Here is a 25,177-nt window from a genome sequence, read left to right on the forward strand (position 1 = left end):
CATGAAACCTACGACTTCACTCCCGTTTTCTGCCCAGCAGGATCAGTGGTACGAGCAGGCCCGCGCCAGACTCAACCCGCAGCGTCTCAAGCAGCTTTTGTTTGATATCAGCAATATCCACAGCCCGACGGGTGCGACCCGTCAGGCCAGCGAGTTCATGAGTCGCCACCTGCAAGGCATCGGCATGAAGTCGCGCTACTGCCCGATGAGCGACATCACGGGCAACGTGGTAGGTGAATGCCGTGGCAGTGGTGGCGGCGCAACCGTGTTGCTGTATGCGCCCATCGACACCCACCTGGACCGTACTCCCGGTGAGGAAATGCTCACCGGCGAAGGTCAGGAAGCCGACCTGCAACCCTTCGCGCAGATGGTTGATGACTGGGTGTTTGGTCTCGGCTCATCGAACCCCAAGGCGATGATTGCGACCTTGACCGAAGTGGCCACCGCGCTGATTGAAGCGGAGGTGCCGCTGCGGGGTGACTTGCTGCTGGGTATGGCCGACGGCGGTATGCCGGTGGACATCAGTGCGCGTCACGCGGGTATGTCCAATGGCGTGATTCATCTGCTCAATCGCGGCATGTACCCGGACTTCGCCATCATCATGAAGCCATGGAACTGGGTCTACCACGAGGAACCGGGCATGGCCTGGTTCAAGCTCAAGGTCTACGGCACCCTTGGCTATGCCGGTGTGCCGCACGACATTCCGGGTTTCCGCAGCTCCGTGGTGCCTTCAGCCACGGTTATCCAGGAGCTGCAGCAGTGGATTCTGGCTTACACCAAACGCAACACCAGCGGTGTCATCGAGCCACACGGCTGGATCAGCGGTGTGCGCGGAGGCGACGTCGAACGCCCGGCGTTCCCGAGCGCGGTCACTGAAATCTTTTTCGATGTGCGTATTAATCCGCGCGTCAGCCCCGGTGACGTCAAGGCGCAGTTCGCTGAATTCGTCGACGACCTCAAGGTGCGCTTTCCTGCGCTGGATCTGGGCTGGGAAATGTACGGCTCGGTACCTGGCGGCACTACTGATCCGCAAAACTGGATCATCCAGTCATGCAAGCGGGGTTGGGAGTTCATTGAGCAACGCCCACACGGCATGCCCGACATGCTCGCCGGTCAAACGGATGGTGCAGCGCTACGCCGTTATGGCGTGCCGACCGCGCGTATCGGTTGGCCGTGGCCCGCGACCGGCGCACCGCTGCCGGTGGCCGAGGGTTTGGGCGGCATGGGCGCGACCTATGTCCCTGATCTGATGCCCTGCGCCGAGAAGATTCTCTACGCGTTGATCGACACCCTGACGCGTCCCCGCCACGAACTGGGCCTGTGAGCACGAGGAGCTAATAATGAAAAAGCGCATCAAGATGATTTTCCCGGTTCCGATGAGTGAGGCCACGCGTCCGCTGGTGGAATCTCAGCTGCCCGCTTCGCTGATGCGGCCCGACATTGACGTGAGCTTTGTGGGCGCGGGCCAGGTGATGACCCTGGCCGACAGCTATTACGACATGGCGCTGATGGAGCTGGCGGTGATCGAAGCCGGGATCAAGGCTGAGGAAGAAGGCTACGACGCGGTGTGCGTGAATACCGTCAGTGACTCTGGCCTGTCGGCGCTGCGTTCACGCTTGTCGATCCCGGTACTGGCACCAGGTATCGCCGCGTTCCATACCGCCTGCATGCTCGGACAGAAGTTCAGCATCCTGACCATGTGGCCGCGTTGGTACCCGCTGTATCGCAAGACCATCAAGGAATACGGCTTGGAATCGCGTCTGGCCTCGATCCGCTCGATCGATGTGCGCCCCGACACTGAGGCGTTGCTGGAAGGCAAGGAGGAGGTGGTCTTCGCCAAACTACTGGAAGCGGGAAGGCTTGCCATTGAGCAAGACGGTGCCGATGTGATTGTGCTCGGCTCGACCACCATGCACCAGTCACATGCCTATCTTGCCCAGCATCTACCGGTGCCAGTGCTCAACCCTGGGCTGATTGCTTACAAGATGTGCGAAGTGCTGCTCGACCTGGGTCTGTGCCACAGCAAGATCGCCTACCCAAGCCCGGAACAGAACAAGGACGCAGCCTTCAGTCGCTGAAGCCTGCGCCAAGGAGTGCTGACATGACAGTGTTTGAATCTGCAAGCGTTCACGTTTCGACCGATATGACCATCGCCGAGGCGTCTGAGGCTTTTCGCAACGGCGTGCTGAGTAGCGTCGAGCTGGTCCAGGCGTGCCTGAAGCGTTCTGAGGAAGGTAAGTCGCTCAATGTGTATGTGACCCTCGACAGCGCGGGAGCTTTGCAGGCCGCCCAGGCCGCCGATGCTGCACGCAAGGCGGGCGAGCCGCTCAAGCCGCTCAGTGGCATCCCGATTGTCATCAAGGACAATATCCACGTTGCGGGGCTGCAGTGCACCGCAGGCTCACCGGCTTTCGCAGGCTTTGTGCCGAGTGAAGATTCGCCCTGCGTGCAAAAACTGCGTGAAGCCGGGGCGATCATTCTCGGCAAGACCAACATGCATGAACTGGCTTTCGGTGCCACTGGCTATAACGGTGCTTACAACACTGGCGTTGAGGTGGGCGTGCGCAACCCGTACGACGGCACGCGTATCGCGGGTGGCTCATCCTCTGGCAGCGCCGCAGCATTAGGCGCACGTATGGCCCTGGCGGCATTGGGCACCGACACCGGTGGCTCGATGCGCATTCCGCCAGCGCTCAATGGCTGCGCTTCGTTGCGCCCAAGCGCAGGACGCTACTCCGACCGTGGCGTTATCCCGATTGCCCGCAGCCGCGACACGGTCGGACCGATGGCGCTGTGCATGGCCGACGTAGCGCTCCTCGATGGATTGATCACGGGTGAGTACGCAATGCCATCGGTGGTGCTGGGCGAGTTGCGCTTAGGCGTACCGAGCGAGTTTTGGGAGAACCTCGATGAGGACACCTACGAGCAAGCGGTGGCCGCGGCAGAAAAGCTGAGCGGCCACGGCGTGACCCTGGTACCCATCGAAGATGCCGGCCTGCATGCACTGAACGAGCCGGTAGGTTTCCCCGTGGTGATCCATGAGGCCTACGACTGCATGGTCGACTACCTGCGCGACTACGGTCATGCCATGACCATCGAGCAGCTCGCCGAGAACATTCACAGCCCCGATGTGCGCTGGATTTATGACCACTGGGTACTGCCACGCAAAATGCCGGTCGGCGATCAACTGGTGGATGTTGCACCGGCTTATCAGGCTGCGCAGAACGGTGGCCGTCAGGCGCTGCTTGAGCGTTACCAGACGCTGTTTGAGCTGCACCAGCTCGACGCGCTGCTGTTTCCCACTACGGCAGTAGTGGCTCCATTGGCCAACGACGAGGTCAACCAGCCAAGCATCTTCGAGCGCCTGATCCAGAACACCGAGCCAGCCGCCAGCGCGGGTCTGCCGTGTATTCAGTTGCCGGTAGGGCTGGGTAGCCGAAGCGGTTTGCCTGTGGGCATGGAGTTGGACGGTCCACCCGGTTGCGACCGCCGCCTGCTGGCTATCGGTCAGATGCTGGAAGGCCTGTTTGGCCGAGTACCACGCGCTTGAACCGTGTGGTCCGTGAGGAGGCGTTATGAGTCAGGGCAGTCTGTGGCGCGACAAGGTGGTGATTGTGACCGGGGGCGGCAGCGGGATAGGCCGCGATGTTTGCCTGGCGCTGGCACGCGAAGGCGCACGTGTGGTGATTGGCAATCGCACTGCGCAGTCTGGTCAGGCGGTGGTCGAGGAAATCCTCGCTGGCGGTGGTCAGGCGTTGTTCCGTGCCACGGATGTGTCCTGCGCGGCGGATTGCCAAGCCTTGGTCGCGCTGGCCATCAACACCTACGGTCGCCTCGATGGCGCATTCAATAATGCGGGTCTGCAGCGCGACTTCAACGACGTGCATGAGACCCCGCTGGAAGACCTGTCCGAGGTCATCGACATCGACCTCAAGGGCGTGCTGTACATGATGAAGTATGAGGCGGCCGCGATGCTCAACGGCCACGGCGGCGCCATCGTTAACAACGCCTCGATCTTCGGCCTTAAGGCGATGCCCAAGACCGCCTGTTACGTTGCCGCCAAGCACGGAGTTGTCGGGGCAACCCGCGCCGTAGCGCTGGATTACGCGACTCGCGGCATCCGCGTCAATGCCATCTGCCCCGGCCCGATCAAAACGCCAAGTTTCGACCGTGTCACCGGTGGCGACGAACACATGTATGACGAAGGCGTTCCCATGCACCGCATTGGCCGTCCCGAGGAAGTGACCACGGCGGTGCTATGGCTGCTGTCGGAACAATCTTCTTATGTAACGGGCACGACCCTCTCGGTAGATGGCGGCATGTCGGCCGAATGAATCGTCCTGATCAGCAACGGTCAAAGGAGAACAATAAATGATCAATGCTTTGAGCTACGTGGTGGTGCAAACCCCGCACCTCGACGCCTGGATAGAGCAGGCCCGGCACCACATTGGCTTGCATGTCGATGTGGTCGAACCTGATGTCTGTGTGCGCTTGCGTGCAGATGAGAAGGTTCAGCGCTTGCTGGTCAGCGCCTGCAAGGGGGAGGCGACAATGGGCATGGGGTTCGGAGTGCTCGATGCCGCCGCTCTGGAGAACACCCGGCAGGCCCTTGAGGATGCAGGTTATCCGACCACCGATGGCACTGCTGAAGAGCTACGCCTGCGGGGTGTGGCGGGCATGGTGCACTTCACTGACCCGGACGGTCTGCGCCTGGAAGTTGCCTACGGTCTCGCCGATGCCACGACTCCGTTTGTACCGGGGCGCCCTCTGGGTGGCTTCCGTACCGGCGACATGGGCTTGGGGCATGTTGCATTGATCACTGGGCACTTCGATAAGCTCAGTCACCTGTACCGCAACGTGTTGGGTTTCAAGGTGAGCGACCACACCCATGCACCCTTTCGCGTCGAGTTCCTGCACTGCAATCCGCGCCATCACACCCTCGGTCTGGCACACACCGGTGGTCCGGCGAAGATCTACCACCTAATGCTCGAGTACAACGATTTCGACGACGTTGGGCGCGCCTACGACATGGCCCTGGTCAACCCCGAATGCATCGGAGTCACGCTGGGTCGCCATATCAATGACCACGTCACCTCCTTCTACTTGAAGAACCCGGACGGCTGGATGTTCGAGCTGGGTTGGGCCAGCCGCACCGTCGGCCCGGACTGGGAAGTCGAGGAGCTGCAAGGCATGAGTCTGTGGGGCCATGACCGCTCATGGCTGCCGGACGACAAGCGCGAAGAAGCGCGACAAATCCTCAAGCGTCTGGCCGATCAGGGCGTGCGTGCCCCAGTCGTGACCACTGCGCAAACCGCTAAGGCCAAACAATGACTGCACACTCTCAATCCGTCTCGCCGGAAATTGCCAACCGTATTCAAATTGGCGAATGCACCCTCAACTATCACGACCAGGGCGAGGGCGACGTCATTCTGTTGATCCACGGCTCCGGACCGGGCGTGACCGGCTGGGCTAACTGGCGCGGGGTGATTCCAACCCTGTCGCAGCGGGCGCGGGTCATCGCTCCCGATATGCTCGGCTTCGGTTACACCCGTTGTCCATCGGAGTGGAAACTGGACCCTGCCATTTGGGTGCAGTCACTGATCGGCTTGCTCGATGCGCTGAACATCAAGCAAGTGTCCATTGTCGGCAACTCCTTTGGTGGTGCCATTGCCCTGGCGTTAGCCAAGGCTTATCCGCAGCGCGTACAGCGCTTGGTGCTGATGGGCGCTGCTGGCCTGTCGTTCCCGATTACCGACGGACTGGACAAGGTCTGGGGTTATCAGCCGTCGTTGCAGGCGATGCGCGGGCTGATGGAGGTGTTTGCCTACGACCATGGCCTGATAAACGACGACCTGGTCAGCATGCGCTATCAGGCGAGCATTCGCGACGACGTGCAAAGCCGTTTCGCCCAACTGTTCCCCGCACCGCGCCAGCAAGGCGTGGAAATGCTCGCCCTGGCCGAAGATGATTTACGCGCGTTGCCACACCAGACGCTGCTGATCCACGGTCGTGACGACAAGGTCATTCCGCTGGAGTTGTCCGAGCGCATGTTGCGCCTGATTCCCCATTCCCAGATGCACGTGTTCGGCGAATGCGGGCACTGGGTTCAGATCGAAAAGGCCCAGGCCTTCAACCGCCTACTGGTCGACTTTCTGGTCGACCAACCGGCCAATGCAGGAGCATGACCATGAATCGAGAAACTATTAAGGGCCGCTGGTCCATCCAATCCTGGGAGCAGCTGTACGACGATGGCCGGGTGGTGTGCCCAATGGGCACTGAGCTGGAAGGCTTTATTGAGTACAGCGACTTCGGCATGTTTTGCGTGGTGGCCAAGAAAGGCCGCGAGCTATTCCTGACAGGTGGCCAGTGGTCGGCCGAGGACGCCGAGAAGGCTGCTGCCTACAGCAGCTACCTGACTTACGCAGGCGACTTCGACGTAGCAGGCAACACGATCACCCACAAAGTGCGCTACAGCATTTTCCCCAATTGGGTCGGTGGCAACCAGCTCCGTACCGCCGAACTGGATGGCGATACCCTGTCGCTTACGGCACGTCTTGAAGAGGGCAGCGGCGAAGCCCGTACCGCACGCCTGATGTGGACGCGTGCCACGGTTGTGCCAAGCTGATTAATGTTCGGCGCGCAGCGTGTTTGCGTGTCGAATTTCTCTGCTTCCGCCCATCCCAATAGCCCTGAAACCCCGTATTTACTGGATTTCAGGCACAAAAAAAGACGTCCGTGGACGTCTTTTTTTGTGGATTTGGTGGGCCGGGGTAATCTGAACTGAATTTATAACTAATTGATTTAAAATGGATTGTACGGTTTAAAAAGTTTTTTGGAATACCAATTGGAATACCAAAATATTGAGCTAACGGCGCAGAGAGACAAGGTGTCTGCCGGTTCCATTCTCTAAAGGTGTTTTTTCTAAGTGGTTTTCAGGCTGTCTGCCAGGTACACGCCAGTCCCAGACTCCATCGTTATCAGGCGCTCCACGACTTGGGCCCGTGCCAGCTGGTGCTTCTCTGCGAGCTCATCGAGCAGGCGTATCACTGTTTTCGAGAGTTCGACGTTAACTTGCTTCTTGCCCGCTGCCACCATGTCTTCGTCATGCCGCTTGCGGCTCCAACGATTCTTGATTTGCTGGAGGATGAATTTCTGCTCGTCGGGGCGAAGCTCAATGCCATCGAAGTACATGAGTAGCTCGGTGTAATTGTTGAAAGGGGGCTGATTTTTGAATAGGAATTTATTTTTTTTCTTCAGCCACTCCCAGGCGCATTGACAGCGCTTGGTACCGTCCTTTTTGTCTTTGAACCACTCGAAGTCACGGTCCTTCACCTTGTGCTTGCACCAAGCATCGCGAAGGTCTTCGATTGCGGCTGTTTTAACTGTGAGGTCGACATCCCAGAGATCGAGCATGGCGATGAAACGATTTCTGTCGGTGAGGTGTGCCAGGTCTTTAGACGGTTCCTGAGGAGGTCTCAAATCGGTGATGCCTTCAAACTCGCGAAGTAGCCATTGATGCTGCCTTTCACCTCCGTCAATCCACTTTAACTTGGCGTCTGGAACCAGGAACTTGTCTTTTAGTGAGGGGATGCGTGCGCGGAGCAAAAGCTTGTCTTTTAGGCATCGGGCGATCTCATCTCGCATGGTCCTGCCGTTGCAGCTGGCAGGGTCGAGGTTGGTTTGCTCATCGCGGTATAGGTACAGCCATAGCCATAGCCAAATGTCATGACGATTGTTCGGTCGCCGCTCATTGAGCTGCTGGGCCAGCTCATCGTGCCAATCATCGTTGAAGGAAAGCCCGTCCATCGCGGAACCAGTCATAGTCAATACCTATTATATCGATTGTTTGTTAATGCAAAACCTATTAAATGGTTGTAATTTTAGTGCGGTTCTAGGTCTATTCTATAGATGATCTATGGAGATTCAAGTGTGAATCTATGTATATTCTAGGAATTAATTTATCATTAAAAGTCCATAGATAAAGGCTATATAGCAGTTATTGCTAGTGATTTAACAGTAGGCAGTGTGATTTTTCACTCTGCGAATCGCTACTATTTTTAGGAGGGCAATTTTTGAGGTGGGTCATGAGAGCGTCAGTGACGCTTTGCCATGCTCCAGGAGGGCGCATATGGCATTGAGCTCATTGGTAAGTACGGGCGTATCGAGAGGATGAAATTGGCGGCGCTATGTAGGTATTGAGGGGCTGTGCTCGTCTGTAGGCATAGACCTCTGGTCTGTGCGCGACAGAATTGATTCATCGTCATGAATCTTGGGCTATTTACGTTGCAGTGGGGCGTGCACGTGGTGCGTATTTTCTTACAAGACATGCCAATCCTCTGAACGGATAAGAGGAGCCAGTTCATGAGGATCATTCGCCTGAAAGACGTCAAGCATTCCACCGGCCTGGGTCGGTCCACGATCTATAAGTACATCAGCGAGGGGAGCTTTCCAAAACCAATATCATTGGGCGACAGGGCTGTCGGTTGGGTTGAAAGCGAAGTGATGGGCTGGGTCATGACAAGGATAGAGGCGCGCGATCTGCAAGTGGCAGCTGCCGCTTGATTTTGAGAACGGTACCATCGGTTTGCGCTATCCATTGCGACTGAAGACAGGAAGCACCATGACCGGATCGCCTCCGGTCATGGTGCTTTTTTGCCGGAGTGGCAGTCGCCTTGGAAGTCATTGCTTTGGGAGGGATTTTTCTGTGTTCTTGGCTAATATGAAGGCTATAGGTTTTCGGTATTGGTAGTATGATTTCTATAGCTGTTATCTATTACTAACTCCCCCACCTATCGACTACAAATAGCATTCAGAGGGACACGCATAGCCCTGTGGATGGACGGGCACCACTCAGGAGCAAGGGTTAAAAACTACTCAACGTGCTGAAGGTATGAACCTCAACATAGAGTAATACCCATGCGTCGTCATCCTGGCAATTCCAACCTGCACCTTCATACCGGCGATACCTTCCAGGGCTTACCTCTTCAGGTGAACAAAGGCCCATTCATCCGTGAGTACCTGAGTCGTCTCAACGAGACGATGAATCGGGCTCTTGCTCAATACCCTCGGGTATTTGCGTTCAGGTTTGACCTTCGACTTCCTGTAGGTATTCCGCTGTCTGACTATGCCTACACGAATGAAGTAATCGATCGTTTCATTGAGTCGTTTAAAGCCAAGATCAAGCACAACCGCCGCATGGCTCGCGTGCTGAGTAAATATGCCCATGACAGCAATGTCCGATACCTGTGGACGAGGGAATGTGGGCAGCATGGCACGCCTCACCATCACTTGGTAATTCTGCTGAACTACGATGCGTTCAACACGCTGGGTTATTTCACGTCTGGCAGAGAAAATATATTCACTCGTTTGGAGGATGCTTGGGCCAGTGCCTTGGGCTTGCCAGCGGGAGGGGTCAAAGGCTTGGTTGAAGTGCCGCGTAATCCGACTTACCGCCTAGATCGTGGGGTCTGGGAAGGGCAGGCAGAGTTCTTCTTTAGGTCTAGCTATCTCTGTAAGGCTGCCACCAAGGTTTTTGGGGATGGCAGTCATGGCTGTGGCGCTAGCCGGATTTGAGCATGCTCGTTGGTCCTTAAATGAAGCCAGAGGGCAGTACTGATAGCCTTGCTGCCAATCAAGGCTATGACCCTGATCAGTGCCAGCCCCAGATAGATCAGTTAAAAAAGCTTATTGAGATAGATATGACCCAATCCAGCAGGTTGATCCGCTATGACACAATTCACTGACTCCAGTGCCACCCCTCCAGCCGCGCTCTGCGCATGCATTACGGCCGCACGTTCAGCGGGCTACCTGTCATGTGTATGAGCATGGCTTTGTATCGACAAACTTGTGCTTAACCCATTACCCAATGAGTCCATCATTTTAGTAGGTGATGTCATGAGCTTTCCTATCATCGATTCTCGAATTCATCTGTCCCAATCAAGCGCTTCGATCGTAATCAGCCATCTGGTTCAAGCAATCGCTTGTACGGACGAGCCTGCCTTCCATGTCGCCCTAGATGCGGCAGGCGAGGAGCAGGTAATGCCGACATCGCTATCCGAGCTATTCAAGTACATGCCACTGATTAAAGGTGACCACGCGGATCACTACGACGACAACCATTTAGAGGTGTTTTGGACTGCTTACCAAGGTATGGGGTTTGAAAATAGTCCATTTGGGCTTGTCTGCATGAACAATGCGGAGACGGGCTATTTAAGCACTGCTCAAATGATGAATGCACTGGTCGATAGAATCCGACAGCTGATCGGCTAGTCGGGAGATGGACCAAACTGCCGCGCCAGGCGAGATGATCGTCGTGAGGTATGCTGACGACAGCGTGGGGGTGTCAGTGCCGATGTAAAACTGACCCACTTGGGCAAAATGCAGCTTTTGCGAGCTGCCCATGCTGCCCAAGGAGCAACACGTGGAAATCAGTATTCTTACCTGCCAGGGTTTATTGATTCGGGCTATCGCCCGGCAGATGTGCTGCTCGCGTAACACGGTTCGACGCCATCTTAAGCTGCAAGTCGTTCGTCAGCCCCCCCCGTTATGGCTCGCGCGTTGAGCGGGCCAGTAAACTGGCGCCTTTCGAGGATTGCCTTCGCCAGCGCATAGGCGTTGCCAGACCGCACTGGATTCCTGCCACTGTGTTATTGCGCGAGATCCGTGAGCGGGGTTATCAAAGTGGATATTCCATGCTCACCAGTTTCCTGTTCGTCCTGAAGTCCAAGCCCGCCGAGCCGCTCGTGCGTTTTGAAACAGAGCACTGCGAGCAGATGCAGGTCGACTTAATGGTGATCCTGAAAAACAGTTTTGTCGCGCCACTAGCAGCGTCCCTCAAACAGGCCAATCTGCTGCTCGATGTTGAAGTCGCCAACAGCAAAGTCGGGCCTTGGTTGATGGACATTACCGTCTGATTCAATCCTGCACTCTTTGATCCTTAGCAAGCAATCATTAAGTCACGTAACATCACGTGACGTTACAGCTGCCAGCCAGGTGATCTATGTCCGTAGGTACGAGCAATCGCGTTGTGATAGAGATTGACCCTACTCATAAGCAGCAAATCTATGCCGCCCTCAAAGCGCGCGGGCTGACCATGCGTGAATGGTTTTTGCAACAGGTGAGTAGTGAGCTGTCTATCACGCAGCCAGCCAAGAAATCCAGCAAATCGAATAGCAATTAAGACCGAATTCAGGGAGTTGAGCTGATGCTCAAGACAGTCAAGCAGGCATGCGTTTTTAACCCGATCATTCGCGACTATCGCATGAGTGAGGGCATCGAGAACCTATCGGATTTGATTACGGATGCTGGTGATGGGCGCGAGTTCTTCGCGCGCAATTTCATTACCAGCGGCATGGAGCAGCTGTTTCGTGAGGGGATGCTGCGTCTCGATGGTAAGTCCGATCAAGCTGTGTTTGAGCTCGCCCAAGCAATGGGGGGCGGTAAAACGCACATGATGATCGCGCTCGGGCTCTTGGCTAAGCACCCGCACCTTCGTGAAGAGATCCTTCCCGCTGACCTTTCATCCCGAATCGGGATGGATGAAGTCCGTATTGCTGCATTCAACGGTCGGAATAACCCAGAGAACTACATCTGGGGTGAAATTGCCGCGCAGCTGGGTGAGGAAGAGGCTGTTAAGCAGTATTGGATCAATGGTCCGCGTGCGGTTGATCAAGCAGGCTGGAAGAAGATCATCGGCGACAAGCCCACCCTGATCATGCTTGATGAGCTGCCGCCGTATCTAGAGAATGCCAGTACCACCAAACTTGGTGATGGCACACTGGCTACGGTGACCACCTATACCCTCAGCTGCCTTATGACTGCTGCGTTGGAGTTGCCGCGCTGCTGTGTGGTGATAGCCAACCTGTCGGGCAGTTACGTGGCGCAGACCAAGGCTATCGCTGATGCGATTTCTAACTTGCAGCAGGAAGCCAGTCGCCAGTCAAGCACAATTACGCCGGTGCAGTTGGCAGGCAACGAGATTTACGAGATCCTTAAAAAACGCTTGATTTTGGAATTGCCGGACGAGTCCGTGATTGGTGAGGTCGCGGAAGAGTATGCACAGCGTATCAAGGCGGCTGCGGATGGTGGTTACATCGTAGCGACAAGTCTGGAACAGGTTGCTCAGCAAGTCACGGAAACCTATCCGTTCCATCCCTCGTTCAAACATCTGGTTGCCCTGTTCAAAGAAAACGAAGGCTTTCGACAGACTCGCGGTCTTATGCAGTTCGCCGCTCGTTTACTCAAGAGTGTTGATGAGCGTGAAGTCGACGACGTTTACCTGATAGGCACTCAGCACCTGCGACTGAATGATGATTCCGTACGTGAAGAGGTGGGGCGAATAGCCAGCGCTTTACGCCCGGCGATGACCCACGATATTGCTGATGGTGGCCAGGCGATTGCAGAGGAAATCGACTCGAATATTGGTAGTGATGCAGCCCAGCAGGTTGGCTCATTGCTGTTGGCAGCTTCCATGTCGCGGGCGGTCGGTGGCCGTATTGGCTTGACTGAAGCCGAAATCATCGAATTCCTTGCAGCGCCCAACCGAAAACCAGATGAGTTCAAGGTGGCTCTCGAAAAGTTGCGTGAGCAGGCCTGGTATCTGCATCGGGAGGAAGAGCGTTTCTTCATCAAAGAAACGGAAAACCTCTCCCGTCAAATCGAACGTAACGCGCGTGACATTCCTCAAACGAAGATAGACCAGGCGCTGATAAATAAGCTTATTTCCGTACTGCAACCCGTGAGTAAGGCCGCCTACCAAGATGTGCAGGTGCTGCCTTTGCTTGATGATCTGAAGCTAGGTGGGCCGCGTGTTCTGATCGTAGTGCGGCCGGACGGGAAGATGCCTCCGAGTGAGCTAGTCAACTTTTTCGAGTTTCAGCAGGACAAGAACAATTTCATGGTCTTGTCGGGGCGGGACAGCTACCTTGCTGATGCGGTCGATGAGCGTCTTCGTGATTTGTATGCCATCGAGGCCATTTGTAAGCGCTTGAAAGATGGGGATAGTCTATTCGAAGAGGCTCGCGACCGTATGGAAGATGCTCAGCAGCGCTTCCATAAGGCTCTATCGGGTGCTTACAACCGCCTCTACTTTCCCTCTATTGATGCAATGACCGGTATTGCCCAATTGATGCAGGCTGCCATAGATAACGGCCTAAACATGGGGCAGGGTAACAACTCTGCCGAGTATCAGATTGAGCAATTGCTGGCTAGTCCGCGTGCCAACTACAAGCTGATACTCAATCTGTCAGCGGTAATTGGCGACTATTGGGCAATGGCTGAAAGCGACCTGTGGCCGGCAATTGACCGTCGCACCCCCTGGAAAGATGTGTTAATGCGTGCCAAGAGCAACGCGGCTTGGGCTTGGATGCCTGGGTCTAGCGGCATGGAAACCCTCAAAGCCGAAGCTTTGAAACAGGGGCGCTGGAGGCAGGGTACTGACGGCTATATTGAGAAGGGGCCGTTCCCTGCTGAGAAGACGACAGTAAACGTTACTCTGCAAACGTTAAATGAGTCTACCGGCGAATCCACGCTAGCCATTATTCCGCGTAACGCTGGCCAGAGCCCGGTAGTGCATTACGCAGCGACTGCCAAGGTCAGTGCTATTGATACTAAAGTCGAGGATTTGGACAACTTTATCACGAGCGCAGCAACGCTTTATTTTCTCGCCATCGACAGTGAAGGCCGACATCAGACTGGCGAGCCACAGCGGTGGGTTGCCGATCTGCGTGTCCGTCATCAGGTACAGGCAATAGCCGACAAACGCATAGTTACCCTGTCTTGCTTACCAGCGGCCGAGATGCGTTACACACTGGATGGATCGAACCCAAAGGACGGTGAGCTATACATCGAACCTTTCGCTATTAGCTCGCAGGCGGCCAGACTGATGATTTATGCCAGCGCTGGGGAGGCATCGCACAACGCCGACTATACGATCCCGGCTGCTAGCGATAAACAGGTGCAAATTGATGACAGCAAGCCGGCGCGATTGGCCGAAACGAAGAAGGTTTCGCTGGATAGCACCGACAAAGTTTTTCTAGTGCTGAATAACTTCAAAGGCAGCACCAATACCATCTTTAAGGGCGTTCGCATTCAGATCGGTGAGGGCGAAAATACGGTCACCGTGCGCTTCCAGGAGCGCGAGGTGACCGCCGCGATAATAGAGGCTGCGATCAACGGACTGCGCAAAGCGCTCGGTGACGATCAAGACGTCGTGACAGTGCAAATTGGTAGTGGTGCTGTATTTGAAAACGGCTATGCCGCCAAGGAATTCGCCAAGCTCAGCGGTATAGAGCTTCGCCCTGGCGATGTGATTCAGGAAGAATGATCATGAGCCTTGCACAACGTATTTTCGAGGAACATGACATGGCCCGTTCGCCGAGCAAGCCGGCCCGCGTAACCAAGGCACCGGAACGCCCCACGATTGGATTCGGCGTGCCCGCTACCACTGATCCGCATCACTTTATTGTTGACGTGCCAAAAAACTCGTCTGGACCCGTTAGCATCATCGAGAGCCTTGGCCTGCAGGCCCAGGATCAGCAAGCGGGCATCATTGAGCGCGTCGTACTGGAGCGTTCCCGTTGGACGGCGATTCGCAGCGAAGTGCAGCGTGCTTTCAATGCTCGCCTCAAGGAGCACAACCTGCGTATAAGCGCCTGGAAGGTGGGCGAAAACCCGGTGGATCGTCTGCTCGGTAAGGAACTATGTGTTATTGCGTGGGCGGTCGAAGGCATGGCGATGGAGAATATTCCGGTCGCAGTACGTAATTGGCTTGCTTTGCGCCCTGAGGAGCGTTGGTGGTTGTTTGGCATGACGGCCATGAGTACTGGCGGTGTGCATGACGGTAACAGGGGCTGGCGTTTGGCTTTACGTCACGCGATGGGAGACGTGGCTCAAAACGAGCTGTTCAGACCTCATACCGTGAAGCCTCGCAAACAAGACACCGAGCGCCCGACCCTGGGCCTGTTCGATTAAGGAACCGACATGACTGCAATGACTTCCGTACGCCTGATTCCCTTCGGTCTGAAGGATGCGCCGGCGCTGATCGAAACCGTATTTCCGGTACAGAAGGTGTCGTTCGAGGCACAGCGAGAGCGGAAGGCGGGTGCTGGCCAAACGCTGACAGCCTTAGGTTCCTATTGGAAGGGGCGCAAACCCCTGATCCTGGTGCGTGCCATTCTGCTGGGTAGCTTGCTTCCTCATACTGATGATGCGGAGCAGGATCTTGAGCTTTTCGAGGCGTTAATGGCGTTCGATATACGTGGTCTCGGTCGCCGTGCAGTGGTCCAAGCGGTTCTGAAACCTGCTGATATTGCCAGGATGATCATGTTGAAGAATCCCTGGGACTTCTTCGACTTTAAAATTCCAAATGGCAGTGAGTTACACGAACAGGATGTGAATATTTGGGGGTTCCCGCTGGATGCCGAGGAAAAAGGCCTCAAACTGAGCTGGAAGCGTGGTATTAACGACGAGGCTAAGGCCGATATATACGCTCAGGCGCTGGCCACCCTTCCGAGCTATGAGGAGCGGTCGCTGCTGTGCAAACGTCCGGAGGAGATGGATCAGACCTTCCTGTTGGCTCCGGTTTGGCCGAAGGTCAATGAGCGGCTGGGTTACTTGGGTGTCAACGCTCACTCTATGGATCAATTGGTCGAGCAGTTGGGCATCCTGCGTTTTGGCCATCGCCCTAAGGTGGCTGATACTTTTGCTGGTGGTGGCTCCATTCCGTTTGAAGCAGCTCGTATGGGGTGCGACGTTTATGCATCTGACTTAAACCCGATTGCCTGCATGCTGACATGGGGTGCGATTAATATTATTGGAGCCTCCCCTGAGCGTCGTGGCAGGATCGAAAAGGCCCAGCGCGAAGTTGCTAAAGCGGTAGATAAAGAGATCACAGCCCTGGGCATCGAGCACGATGAACAAGGTAATCGCGCTAAAGTTTATCTTTATTGTGTGGAAGCGCGTTGTCCAGAAACTGGATGGTTGGTGCCTTTAGCTCCAAGCTGGGTCGTATCTATGCAGCGCAATGTCGTGGCTAGGTTGATTCCTGACTACGATAATAAACGATTCAATATCGAAGTATTTTCAGATGCCACTCCAGAAGAAATGAAACAGGCCGCACGAGGTACTGTTCAGGATGGCGCCTTAGTCTATGAGATAGATGGGAAGAGCTATCGAACCCCAGTTAAGACTTTACGAGGAGACTATCGTACCGAGACCGGAGATATATCTAACCGTTTGCGTCCTTGGGTAATTTCAGATTTCAGGCCGCGTAAAGATGATATCTTTCAGGAACGACTCTACTGCATCCAGTGGATTACGAAAGAAACGCTTAAAAAGCCTCGGCAAGAGACTTTTTTTGCCGCAGTAACCAAAGAGGATTTAGAACGGGAGGGTAAAGTTGAAGGCTTGGTTCTGCAGTGTTTGAATGACTGGCAGGCGAAAGGTCTAGTCCCTGATATGGCAATCGAACCTGGATATAACACGGATCAGCCAATTCGTGAGCGTGGCTGGACATATTGGCATCATTTGTTCAGTCCAAGGCAATTATTGTCATTTAGCTTCTATAAGCGAAATTTAAACGATCTTCCTGATGATGATATTAAACCTGCCTTGGTTGCAGTCCAGTCAAAGTCAATTGAGTGGAATACTAAGCTGTGCCGGTGGGCCACATCGACACGGCATGAGAATCAGGTCAATACGTTCTCTAACCAGGCATTAAATACACTTTATAATTATGGCGTGCGTGCTATACCGAATCTGGAAAATCATTCGATTATCGACTTAGATGATAACGAGCTCTCTGTACTGACGAGTGCAAATGTTGTTTCGTGCCCTGCTGACAAGATTTCATGTTTTGCGGATTTGTATATAACAGACCCTCCTTACGCTGATGCAGTGCATTACCACGAAATAACCGAATTCTTTATTGCTTGGTTGCGCAAAAATCCGCCGGCCCCATTTAATGATTGGACATGGGATTCCCGTCGAGCGCTGGCGATAAAGGGCGATGGTGATGATTTCCGTCGCGGCATGATCGAGGCCTACTTGGCCATGACTAATCACATGCCAGATAACGGTATGCAGTGCGTGATGTTCACCCACCAGAGCACCGAGGTCTGGTCGGATATGGTGGGCATTTTCTGGGCGGCGAGCCTTCAAGTCGTAGCGGCTTGGTATATAGCCACAGAGACGACTTCCGAGCAGAAAAAAGGTGGCTATGTTCAGGGTACGGTGACCTTGATGCTGCGTAAGCGCCCAGCAGGCGAAAAAGTGGGTTTCAAACAGCGCATTCTGCCGGTAGTACGTAAGGAAGTGGCTTCGCAAATCGATCAGATGATGAACCTCAATGATGAGGTTAAAGCTCGCATGGGTGAGCCGGTGTTCAATGATGCGGATCTTCAGATGGCCGGCTACGCTGCTGCGCTCAAGGTTCTTACCAGCTATACCAAGATCGGTGAGACAGACGTGACGACCTTCGCATTGCGCCCGCGCACCAAGGGCGAAGTCACCGTGGTGGATGAGATCGTGCAACAAGCCTCCGAGGCAGCCAACAGCCTTTTGGTGCCAGAAGGTGTGCAGCTGGATACTTGGCACTCGCTCAGTGGCATACAGCGCTTCTACTTGCGCATGTTGGATATGGAGTCTGTCGGTGCCTCGAAGTTGGACAATTACCAGAACTTCGCCAAGGCCTTTCGTGTAGAGGATTACACCAAGGTAATGACCAGCATGGTAGTCAACAATGCCCGCCTGAAGCAGGTGGACGAGTTCTCCTCTCGTGACTTGACCGACAGTACCGAAATTGGTCCGACTTGGTTGGGGCAATTAATCATAGCCCTGCAGCAATTACTGGGCGAAATCGAGCCGCAGACGGTGCTGAAAACGCTGGCCGCTGATCTGTCGGATTACATGGAAATTCGTCTGAAATTGATTGATCTGGCCACCTTTCTTTCGCGCAAATCACGTAGTGAAGCAGTGCGCTCGGCGGCCGAGATATTGGCGGCGCGGATGCAAAATCAGCGGGCACTTGATCAATAAGGGAGTTCCCGCATGACGATCACCCGCATGTCCTCGCGTACGCATGCGCTGGACCAGAGCTTCCTTGCAGAACACCTTAAGGGCGCTCTGCGTTATCGACGCATTGCCGGTTACTTTACCAGCTCGCTGTTCGAGGTGGCCGGGGAGCTGATTGAGCAGATTCCTGAGGTTCAGATTGTCTGTAACGCGGACATCCAGGGTGAGGATCTGCGGGTGGCCCAGGTGTGCGAGGCCAAGCTACTGGGCAAGTGGAATGAGCATTCGGTGGAAGCCGAAGCACTTATGAATCGTGAGCGCTATCAACGATTGGCTGCTTTCCTTGATAAGCGTGGCCAGGTTATTCGCGTAGCGCCAGACAGCGCCTGCGGGTTCGTTCATGGTAAAGCTGGGGTGATCGACCTCGCGGATGGCCGAAAGCTTGGTTTTATGGGATCAATGAATGAAACCAGCAATGGGTGGCAATCACACTACGAAATTTTGTGGTCGGACGACTCTCCGGAAGGGGTGGCTTGGATCGAAGCGGAGTTCGACTTCCTTTGGAATGCCGCCAAACCTCTACCGGATGCAGTATGCCGGGAGATATCTAGATGTAGTCGGCGTCGCGAGGTTGGTATCGACGAAGTAGATGAGCCTGAGCAGTTAGCGCCGGCGGTGTTGATCGAGTCGCCGCTGTACCGGGAGGGATTCTCTCTACAGCCCTGGCAGCAGGGATTTGTCAGCGAATGTCTGAAGCACTACCAGGAGTATGGCTATGTGCGTCTACTGCTGGCTGATGAAGTTGGACTGGGGAAAACTCTGTCCCTGGGGACAGCTGCTTTGGCGTTGACTCTTTTGGCCGAGCAGAAAGGGCGGAGTAAGCCAGTGATCATCTTCACCCCTGCAACGCTGTGTGAGCAGTGGCAGACTGAGATGATGGATAAGCTAGGCGTCCCTTGTGCCCGTTGGCAGACTCAGCAAAAGGTTTGGCTCGACGATAAGGAACGAGTAATTTCACCTGCAGGTCCAGAGCATGTCACCAGTTGCCCACTTCGGATTGGCATCATATCCACTGGCCTGATGCTGCGTGACTCGTTGGAGAAGCAGTATCTTCTAGGATTGCGAGGTGGTTACGGCTTGGTCATCCTTGATGAGGCGCACAAGGCACGTACGCGGCAGGGGATGGGTAAGGGGGCGGGGACTCACAATGAGCTGCTAGCGTTCATCCGCAAAATTTCTGCTTGTTCAGATCACGTCCTTTTAGGCACGGCAACACCTATTCAGACGCAGCGTGAAGACTTATGGGATCTGGTGGGAGTGCTCCATCAGGGCAAGGGCAATTTCGTGCTAGGTAGTGACTTCTCCGAATGGCACAAACCCAAGGAGATAATTCCAATATTGTCGGGTGAGGTGGATGTAAGTGATCCCGGATATGCGTGGCGATTACTTCGGTCTCCCCTACCGACGGTCAACTCAACCCAAGACGGGCGAGCCCGCCAACTCTACAGCATGGTGCGACAGGATCTTGGATTACCGCAGAAGGTTTGGCTGGCCGGCTCTTATACGGAGCTGAGCGAAGATGCTCGTGAGGTGTTGGAGGATGAGTTGGGACGCCGTGTTTCTGGCGCAAGCTTCTTTCAGCGTGAGAACCCTTTTGTCCGCCATGTGGTGTTGCGCAAACGAACCACCTTGGAGGAGGCGGGTTTGCTTAAGCCCATCGGTGTGGATGTGCATCCAGAGGCTGGGTTGGTTAAGGATGTTCATCGTTTCAATGCACTGTTCGAGGGGCTTGCCCTGCGCTCCAGCGAAGACTTTCGAGAGGCCTATAGCCAAGCGCGAGCCTTCGGCAAGGCATTGGCCAGTAATGGTCGTGGTAGTGGCTTCATGAAAAATCTAATGGAGCAGCGTATCTGCAGCAGCATCGTTGCTGGAATTAATACGGCACAGAAATTATTGCGTGGCGAAACAGTCACTGAGGAAAGCGATGAAGGTGAGGTCTCGGTTTCGGTGCAGAGCACAGATGAACAACTTGCTCTAGAGCGCCTATTGGATCGGCTTCAACGCGTAAAGGAAGACCCTAAGCTCAAGGCGATTTTGCATTACCTAGGTGCAGAGGGATGGCGTGAGTTGGGCTGCATTATTTTCAGTCAGTATTACGATACCGCCCGCTGGGTTGCTGAGTCGTTAGCGGCCCTTTATCCGGATGAAGCTATTGGTCTATACGCGGGTGCTGGCCGTAGCCGCCTTTATCGCCAGGGTGATAGCGTAAGTATCGAACGGGAAACGCTCAAACGCATGGTGGCTGATCGTAAGCTGCGCCTAATGGTGGCCACTGATGCCGCATGTGAGGGGTTGAACCTGCAAACGCTGGGCACACTTATCAACGTCGATCTGCCATGGAACCCAACCAAACTGGAACAAAGGATTGGCCGCATCAAGCGTTTTGGCCAGGTCCGTGACAGAGTGGACATGCTCAATCTAGTCAATGAGCAGACGGTGGACGAGAAGGTATATGGTCGCCTTTCCGAGCGAATGAAAGATCGCTTCGATCTGTTTGGCTCCCTGCCGGACACAATCAAAGACGAATGGATTGATGACATCGAACACCTAGGCGAATTGATGGATCAGTACATCAATGCTCAGAAAAAAGAGACAGGGTTCGATCTACGCTACAACGCCACTCTGCGGCCAACCGATAACGACTGGCGTGATTGCGCAAATGTCCTCTCTCGGCGTGATTTTGATACTTTGATGCGCAAAGGGTGGTGATGGTGTTGATCAGTCAGTATGACGACCGTTGCGCTGACTGATCGTGGCTGATCTTATGCGCCGACTCAGCTAAATTTGTTCGTCTTTACTGAACGCGATGTCCAGAGAAGTTATGTGATCACTCCAAGCGCTGACTGACTACAGAAGCATAAATCAAGTTAGAAACTTATTTTGGAGACAGGGCACTAGGAAGATCCCTAGTGTCTGTGCGGTGGCATCTACTACGAGATGCCACCCTTACGGTTAAGAGAAACTCATCTTTCTCTTCAGTTCTGCACCGATCAAAGCTATATCTAGATCTTTGCCTGGGTTTTTTTCGCAGAAATCAGTCAGTACGGCGATATAGGCAGCACCCAATGCTTTTGTCAATGCGGCCGCAGTCGTTGCTGCGATAGCACCGCCAACGACAGTTCCTACTCCCGGAATCATTTTTAGGAGTCCGGTTACCAGTACTCTCCCCACCACTGTTACTGCACCTGAGCCAACAGCAGACATTACTAAAGTTGTCAATGCGCTGGTACTAACGTCCATACCGAACGTGACGCCAACTTTTGCCAGCATCCCTGCCTGAATTGGAACCAGCAAAATGGCATCGGAGAACGGAATCGGCGAGGCAGCGGCTACTGCTGCAAGCGTGCTAGCGGCCAAAACTTCTTTTTCGGCCTGTTCAATTTTGATTTTCATCGACGATTGATGCCGCGAGTTTAGGGCGTTAGCAAATGCGCGCTTTTTTGCTTCAGGGATGAGCCCCGCTGTCTCGGTAATCAACTCGTTGATATTTTTTTCTTTAAATTTAAATACCGTACCGTCGTCATCCTCAAACTCCCCAGGGAGTGCTCTTACCGGTACAATAGTAGTTGCAGTGTTCAGTATTTTTTTGGCATCCTTGAAGGTGTTACTCTCCTTGCCAAGCATACTCTTGGTAATAACCACAATGACCGGTATCGACAGTTTGTTGAGCATATTGCACAACTCTACCTCAGCTTCTTCAACTCGGTCGCCACCTTCCTGGATGCACAGCCAGGCCGCATGAATATGCTTGTTTTCGTCATGGTGGGCGGCGCGCTCTTTAACGAAAGATTTAAGATCGTCGGAGATTTTTTGGTAGTCTTTAAGCTCCAAACCTTTGCTATCGATGATAGTTATCGGATGGCCTTCTTTCGTGATTTCTTCAATTTGTTGCGTCACTGGTTTGCCAGAACCAGTTTTTGCAAGCTCGCCACGGAATACGCAGTTGATCAGCGTGCTTTTCCCCACGCCGGTCTTTCCGGCAACGATGATGTTGATTTTTCCTACGCCCTCTACTGCGTTGCGAATCGCTTCGTCGAAAGCATCCGTTACGGTTGCAGTATTGCTGTACATGGTTTGTAAACCTTTTCGATTAGAGTTTGATGAGCTATGGCGAAGGCGCTCTCTTATGCCCAGTGGAGTCCCTGAACTTTCCGGCGGCACCTGATTTTCAAGCGAGTACAGTCGCTAGGTGATGACTTTTGGTCTACTGCCTTGGATATCGGCACATTGGTTGAATTCTTTACCCTGTCATTGGAAAGGCTGTGGAGGGTTGATCTCTCACTTATCCTGGCTTTTTGAGCCGGCGCTGGGAATGACATTTATTGCGGCTTATGTGTGATGTTTATTGTGGCCGATTTTCTCCAGATGCCTCGTGTTTTTGACGGGCACATTAAATGTCGCAAGTGGGTGGAGTATTGTCATTTAGGGAAACTCTGAGCCGGACCTCAAATACGCCGTCACTACCGGACCAAGCTTTCCATGCTTCATAAGTACGGCTACTCTCAAAATACTGTATTTGGCTCAATTTCCAGGGTAGGCCTGCGCAATTTCTTCATCAAACACCCCGTCGTATCCACAATAATCACGCGGCACCCGCTCAATATCTTCAGCAATTTGCTCAATCACCCCGCGCAACTCCAACCGCCCGTACCAGCGTGCCGGTATTGCCGCCGGGCCATATTGGATGCCCAGCAGGTGCCCGGCGATCAGCCCGGTACTGTCACTGTCCCCGCTGTGGTTCACGGCATTAATCACCCCTTGTTCAAAGGAGTCGGCGCTGAGCGCGCACCACAGCCCGATGGCAAGGGCCTCGTCTGCCACCCATCCCGCTCCGAAATCGGCAATGCGTTGCGGCGTGGGGCGATAACCTTCGTAGAAGAAAAACAGCACGCGCTCAAGCAGGCTGCGGGTTTCTTCCATTCCCGCTTTCTGCCCATGCTTGGTCAGACTTTCGGTCAACGCATGCTCCAGGCTGTCATTTCGATCGACCATGCGCTGAAGAATGTCGGCGAACAGCCCAGCGGCAAGGTAACCCGTGGGATGCCCATGGGTCAGGCGGCCGGATTCGGCGGCGTATTCAAAGGCGTTAGCGAAGAAGGCGCAGGGCGCAACGCGCATGACTGCGCCGCAACCCTTGCTGTCATTCTCTGCCAGCATGCCGAGTCGAGTGCTGGCCTTGAGGGCGCTCAGGCACGTAGTGCCGGGGGCGCGACGGGACCATAGAGCAGTTTCTTCGATCAGCCAGCCATCTCTGTTGACGGGCGTCGCAGGCGGATAGTCCTGAGTCATCAACCAACGCAGTAGGGCATGATGAATAACACTGGGGACGTGGCAGACAGTTCCGGAGCTGCCGCGCACAAAGGCACGCAGCAGGCCTTCGGCAGTGAACAGCATCATCTGTGTGTCGTCGGTGATTGCGCCGGTGAGTCCGTAGGCTGGGGCGAAATCGATGATGCCGCAGGGGCCGAATTTCGCTTCGATGGCGGGCCATTCGAGGAACTCCACTGGGGCGCCCAAGGCATCGCCAACAGCACCGCCCAGCAGGCAACCTTTGATTCTTTCAACTCTGTTCATGTCCTTCCCCTTCACGCTGCTGGTGTCAGTGTCTGCAAAATCACCAGCTTTCTTTTCAGCTGTTCGACATGCTCTTTCTCTGCCCGCAAGGCGGAGCGCAACTCTTTGTTTTCCATTTCCCAAATGCTCGCCCAGCGTGCAGCCTTCTGACAGCCAAGCATCATCTGCCAGATATCGCGTAGCCTCAGGGTCTGAATCAATAGCACCAACAGGATCAATCCAAGCAGCATCAATGCACCTGTAGAAACCACGTCCAACGCGTTCATGTCCGCTTCCTTGGCGAGTTCGAGGAATCTCGAAGACAGGTACACGATATGTAGTGTTAAGCGACAGGTCTAGAATGTAGACTTATACAGGTAAAGTATTCACGCACATGGAGGGGACATGAAACGCAAGCAATCCATTGAACATGTACGCTGGGATCTGGCACTTCGCTATCGTTTGATTGAGACAGTTGCCTGGTGGGAAGGCCGGCTGACCACGGGACACCTGATCCAGAGCTTCGGCATCAGCCGACAACAGGCGTCGAAGGACATCAATACGTACATCAATGAGCATGCGCCTAGAAACCTTACATATGACAAGCAGATAAAAGGCTATGTACCGAGCAAGGTGTTCAAGCCTCTATTTATTGACGACAGCGCCAGTGCCTATCTGCACCTGCTGTATCAGAACAATGAGAGAGCTCCACACATTGAAGGGCTGGCCTTGGCCTACGCCCACACCAAGGTGCTGGAGGTGCCGGATCGCACAATTCGCCCGGAGATTCTTCGCCCACTCCTTAAAGCCTGCCGCGAGAGTCTGCGTCTGGAAATTGAGTACGTATCGCTGGCCAACCCTGAACCCGAGATCCGCCTGATCGCGCCCCACACGCTGATCTACACGGGGATGCGCTGGCACGTGCGCGCTTACTGCGAGAAGAATCGGCAGTACCGCGACTTTGTTCTCAGCCGTCTGCGTGGCGAGCCAGAGCTATTGGGCAAGTCTGAGAATGTGATTACTGAAGACGAAGTCTGGAGTACGGAAGTAGCAGTCGTCATAGAACCGGATTCACGGCTGACGGCTGCGCAGAAAGCGATCATAGAAACCGATTTCGGCATGGTGGACGGTCAATTAGTGATCCCTAGCCGTAGGGCGCTCGTGAAGTATGTATTGCAGCGCTATCAGATTGATCCCAAAAAGATGGAGCCCAGGCCTGCAGCACAACAGATTGTGGTGAAGAACCTGGATGAGTTGGAGCCGTGGCTGTATAGCTAACTTAAGCCGTGACCGCATTTGGCCGACTCCTGCCTGATGCGAATGATCATCCGGATGAAACCCAACCAATCGTCAGCTGTCGTCTCTATGGGAAAAGCAATAATGCACGGGAGCCCAGTTAGGGCTCCCGTTTATACCGTCAGCGTTGTTTAGCAGAAGTGTCGGCTCCCGCTTTCTTCAGCAGCCACCGGAGCAGAATGCACGCGAGGAGCACGGCTATTAGCAGGGGTGGAAAGCGCAGCATCAGGATGACGGTTAGCACGAGCGCACAGGTGCC

At 54.5% G+C, this 25,177-nt stretch carries 21 protein-coding genes; 17 read left to right on the forward strand and 4 right to left on the reverse strand.

The window, feature by feature from the left end; translation table 11 throughout:
• Window position 1 precedes the first annotated feature (1 nt).
• The 7 genes from RHM55_RS18735 to RHM55_RS18765 are packed head-to-tail and all read left to right on the forward strand — an operon-like array spanning window position 2 to window position 6,625.
• Window positions 2–1,324: an acetylornithine deacetylase gene (locus RHM55_RS18735; protein ID WP_322177766.1), complete on the forward strand. Its 1,323-nt coding sequence runs from the start codon at window positions 2–4 to the stop codon at window positions 1,322–1,324.
• 16 nt (window positions 1,325–1,340) lie between these two features.
• On the forward strand, window positions 1,341–2,078 hold the full coding sequence (locus RHM55_RS18740) for an aspartate/glutamate racemase family protein (protein ID WP_322177767.1): 738 nt from the start codon (window positions 1,341–1,343) through the stop codon (window positions 2,076–2,078).
• Window positions 2,079–2,101: 23 nt separating this feature from the next.
• Window positions 2,102–3,550 carry an indoleacetamide hydrolase gene (gene iaaH / locus RHM55_RS18745; protein ID WP_322177768.1) on the forward strand — a complete coding sequence of 483 codons (1,449 nt, stop codon included), beginning with the start codon at window positions 2,102–2,104 and terminating at the stop codon, window positions 3,548–3,550.
• 25 nt (window positions 3,551–3,575) lie between these two features.
• Window positions 3,576–4,334, forward strand: coding sequence for a glucose 1-dehydrogenase (locus tag RHM55_RS18750; RefSeq protein WP_322177769.1), 759 nt, complete (start codon window positions 3,576–3,578; stop codon window positions 4,332–4,334).
• A 37-nt stretch (window positions 4,335–4,371) separates the two neighbouring features.
• Window positions 4,372–5,331 (forward strand): VOC family protein, encoded by a 960-nt coding sequence (locus RHM55_RS18755; RefSeq protein WP_322177770.1) that lies wholly within the window; start codon window positions 4,372–4,374, stop codon window positions 5,329–5,331.
• Window positions 5,328–6,185 carry an alpha/beta hydrolase gene (locus tag RHM55_RS18760; protein WP_322177771.1) on the forward strand — a complete coding sequence of 286 codons (858 nt, stop codon included), beginning with the start codon at window positions 5,328–5,330 and terminating at the stop codon, window positions 6,183–6,185. Before RHM55_RS18755 ends, RHM55_RS18760 begins: the two co-directional genes overlap by 4 nt.
• 2 nt (window positions 6,186–6,187) lie before the next feature.
• On the forward strand, window positions 6,188–6,625 hold the full coding sequence (locus RHM55_RS18765; protein WP_322177772.1) for a lipocalin-like domain-containing protein: 438 nt from the start codon (window positions 6,188–6,190) through the stop codon (window positions 6,623–6,625).
• A 296-nt stretch (window positions 6,626–6,921) separates the two neighbouring features.
• Here RHM55_RS18765 and RHM55_RS18770 read toward each other — a convergent pair whose 3' ends face one another.
• Window positions 6,922–7,821 (reverse strand): hypothetical protein, encoded by a 900-nt coding sequence (locus RHM55_RS18770; RefSeq protein WP_322177773.1) that lies wholly within the window; start codon window positions 7,819–7,821, stop codon window positions 6,922–6,924.
• A 540-nt stretch (window positions 7,822–8,361) separates the two neighbouring features.
• On the opposite strand from RHM55_RS18770, the gene RHM55_RS18775 reads away from it, so the two are divergent.
• From RHM55_RS18775 to RHM55_RS18810, 9 genes are all read left to right on the forward strand, one after another.
• Entirely contained in the window at window positions 8,362–8,562 is a 201-nt protein-coding gene (locus tag RHM55_RS18775; RefSeq protein WP_322177774.1) for an AlpA family transcriptional regulator, read from the forward strand.
• 354 nt (window positions 8,563–8,916) lie between these two features.
• Complete coding sequence (locus tag RHM55_RS18780) at window positions 8,917–9,573, forward strand: inovirus Gp2 family protein (protein ID WP_322177775.1); 657 nt, start codon at window positions 8,917–8,919, stop codon at window positions 9,571–9,573.
• Window positions 9,574–9,894: 321 nt separating this feature from the next.
• On the forward strand, window positions 9,895–10,269 hold the full coding sequence (locus RHM55_RS18785; RefSeq protein ID WP_322177776.1) for a hypothetical protein: 375 nt from the start codon (window positions 9,895–9,897) through the stop codon (window positions 10,267–10,269).
• A gap of 130 nt (window positions 10,270–10,399) precedes the next feature.
• Window positions 10,400–10,561 (forward strand): helix-turn-helix domain-containing protein, encoded by a 162-nt coding sequence (locus RHM55_RS26020; protein ID WP_416151984.1) that lies wholly within the window; start codon window positions 10,400–10,402, stop codon window positions 10,559–10,561.
• A 130-nt stretch (window positions 10,562–10,691) separates the two neighbouring features.
• Window positions 10,692–10,913 (forward strand): hypothetical protein, encoded by a 222-nt coding sequence (locus RHM55_RS18790; protein WP_322177777.1) that lies wholly within the window; start codon window positions 10,692–10,694, stop codon window positions 10,911–10,913.
• 290 nt (window positions 10,914–11,203) lie between these two features.
• Window positions 11,204–14,323, forward strand: a complete 3,120-nt coding sequence (locus tag RHM55_RS18795) for an anti-phage-associated DUF499 domain-containing protein (RefSeq protein ID WP_322177778.1) — start codon at window positions 11,204–11,206, stop codon at window positions 14,321–14,323.
• 2 nt (window positions 14,324–14,325) lie between these two features.
• A complete protein-coding gene (locus RHM55_RS18800; RefSeq protein WP_322177779.1) occupies window positions 14,326–14,970 on the forward strand; it encodes an anti-phage-associated DUF3780 domain-containing protein in 645 nt (214 codons plus the stop codon).
• Between the two features lie 9 nt (window positions 14,971–14,979).
• Window positions 14,980–18,033, forward strand: coding sequence for an anti-phage-associated DUF1156 domain-containing protein (locus tag RHM55_RS18805; protein ID WP_322177780.1), 3,054 nt, complete (start codon window positions 14,980–14,982; stop codon window positions 18,031–18,033).
• 12 nt (window positions 18,034–18,045) lie between these two features.
• Window positions 18,046–20,778 carry a phospholipase D-like domain-containing anti-phage protein gene (locus tag RHM55_RS18810; protein WP_322177781.1) on the forward strand — a complete coding sequence of 911 codons (2,733 nt, stop codon included), beginning with the start codon at window positions 18,046–18,048 and terminating at the stop codon, window positions 20,776–20,778.
• Window positions 20,779–21,021: 243 nt separating this feature from the next.
• Here RHM55_RS18810 and RHM55_RS18815 read toward each other — a convergent pair whose 3' ends face one another.
• The 3 genes from RHM55_RS18815 to RHM55_RS18825 form a co-directional block, all read right to left on the reverse strand.
• Entirely contained in the window at window positions 21,022–22,140 is a 1,119-nt protein-coding gene (locus RHM55_RS18815; protein ID WP_322177782.1) for a GTPase, read from the reverse strand.
• Between the two features lie 450 nt (window positions 22,141–22,590).
• Window positions 22,591–23,643 carry an ADP-ribosylglycohydrolase family protein gene (locus RHM55_RS18820; RefSeq protein WP_322177783.1) on the reverse strand — a complete coding sequence of 351 codons (1,053 nt, stop codon included), beginning with the start codon at window positions 23,641–23,643 and terminating at the stop codon, window positions 22,591–22,593.
• Window positions 23,644–23,654: 11 nt separating this feature from the next.
• The gene (locus RHM55_RS18825) at window positions 23,655–23,909 is read right to left on the reverse strand and encodes a hypothetical protein (RefSeq protein ID WP_322177784.1); all 255 of its coding nucleotides are present in this window, start codon (window positions 23,907–23,909) and stop codon (window positions 23,655–23,657) included.
• Between the two features lie 118 nt (window positions 23,910–24,027).
• Here RHM55_RS18825 and RHM55_RS18830 point away from each other — a divergent pair, with 118 nt between their 5' ends.
• The gene (locus RHM55_RS18830; protein WP_322177785.1) at window positions 24,028–24,900 is read left to right on the forward strand and encodes a WYL domain-containing protein; all 873 of its coding nucleotides are present in this window, start codon (window positions 24,028–24,030) and stop codon (window positions 24,898–24,900) included.
• The last annotated feature ends 277 nt before the right edge of the window (window positions 24,901–25,177 follow it).

The organism is Pseudomonas sp. MH9.2, from assembly GCF_034353875.1.
Lineage (GTDB): Bacteria > Pseudomonadota > Gammaproteobacteria > Pseudomonadales > Pseudomonadaceae > Aquipseudomonas.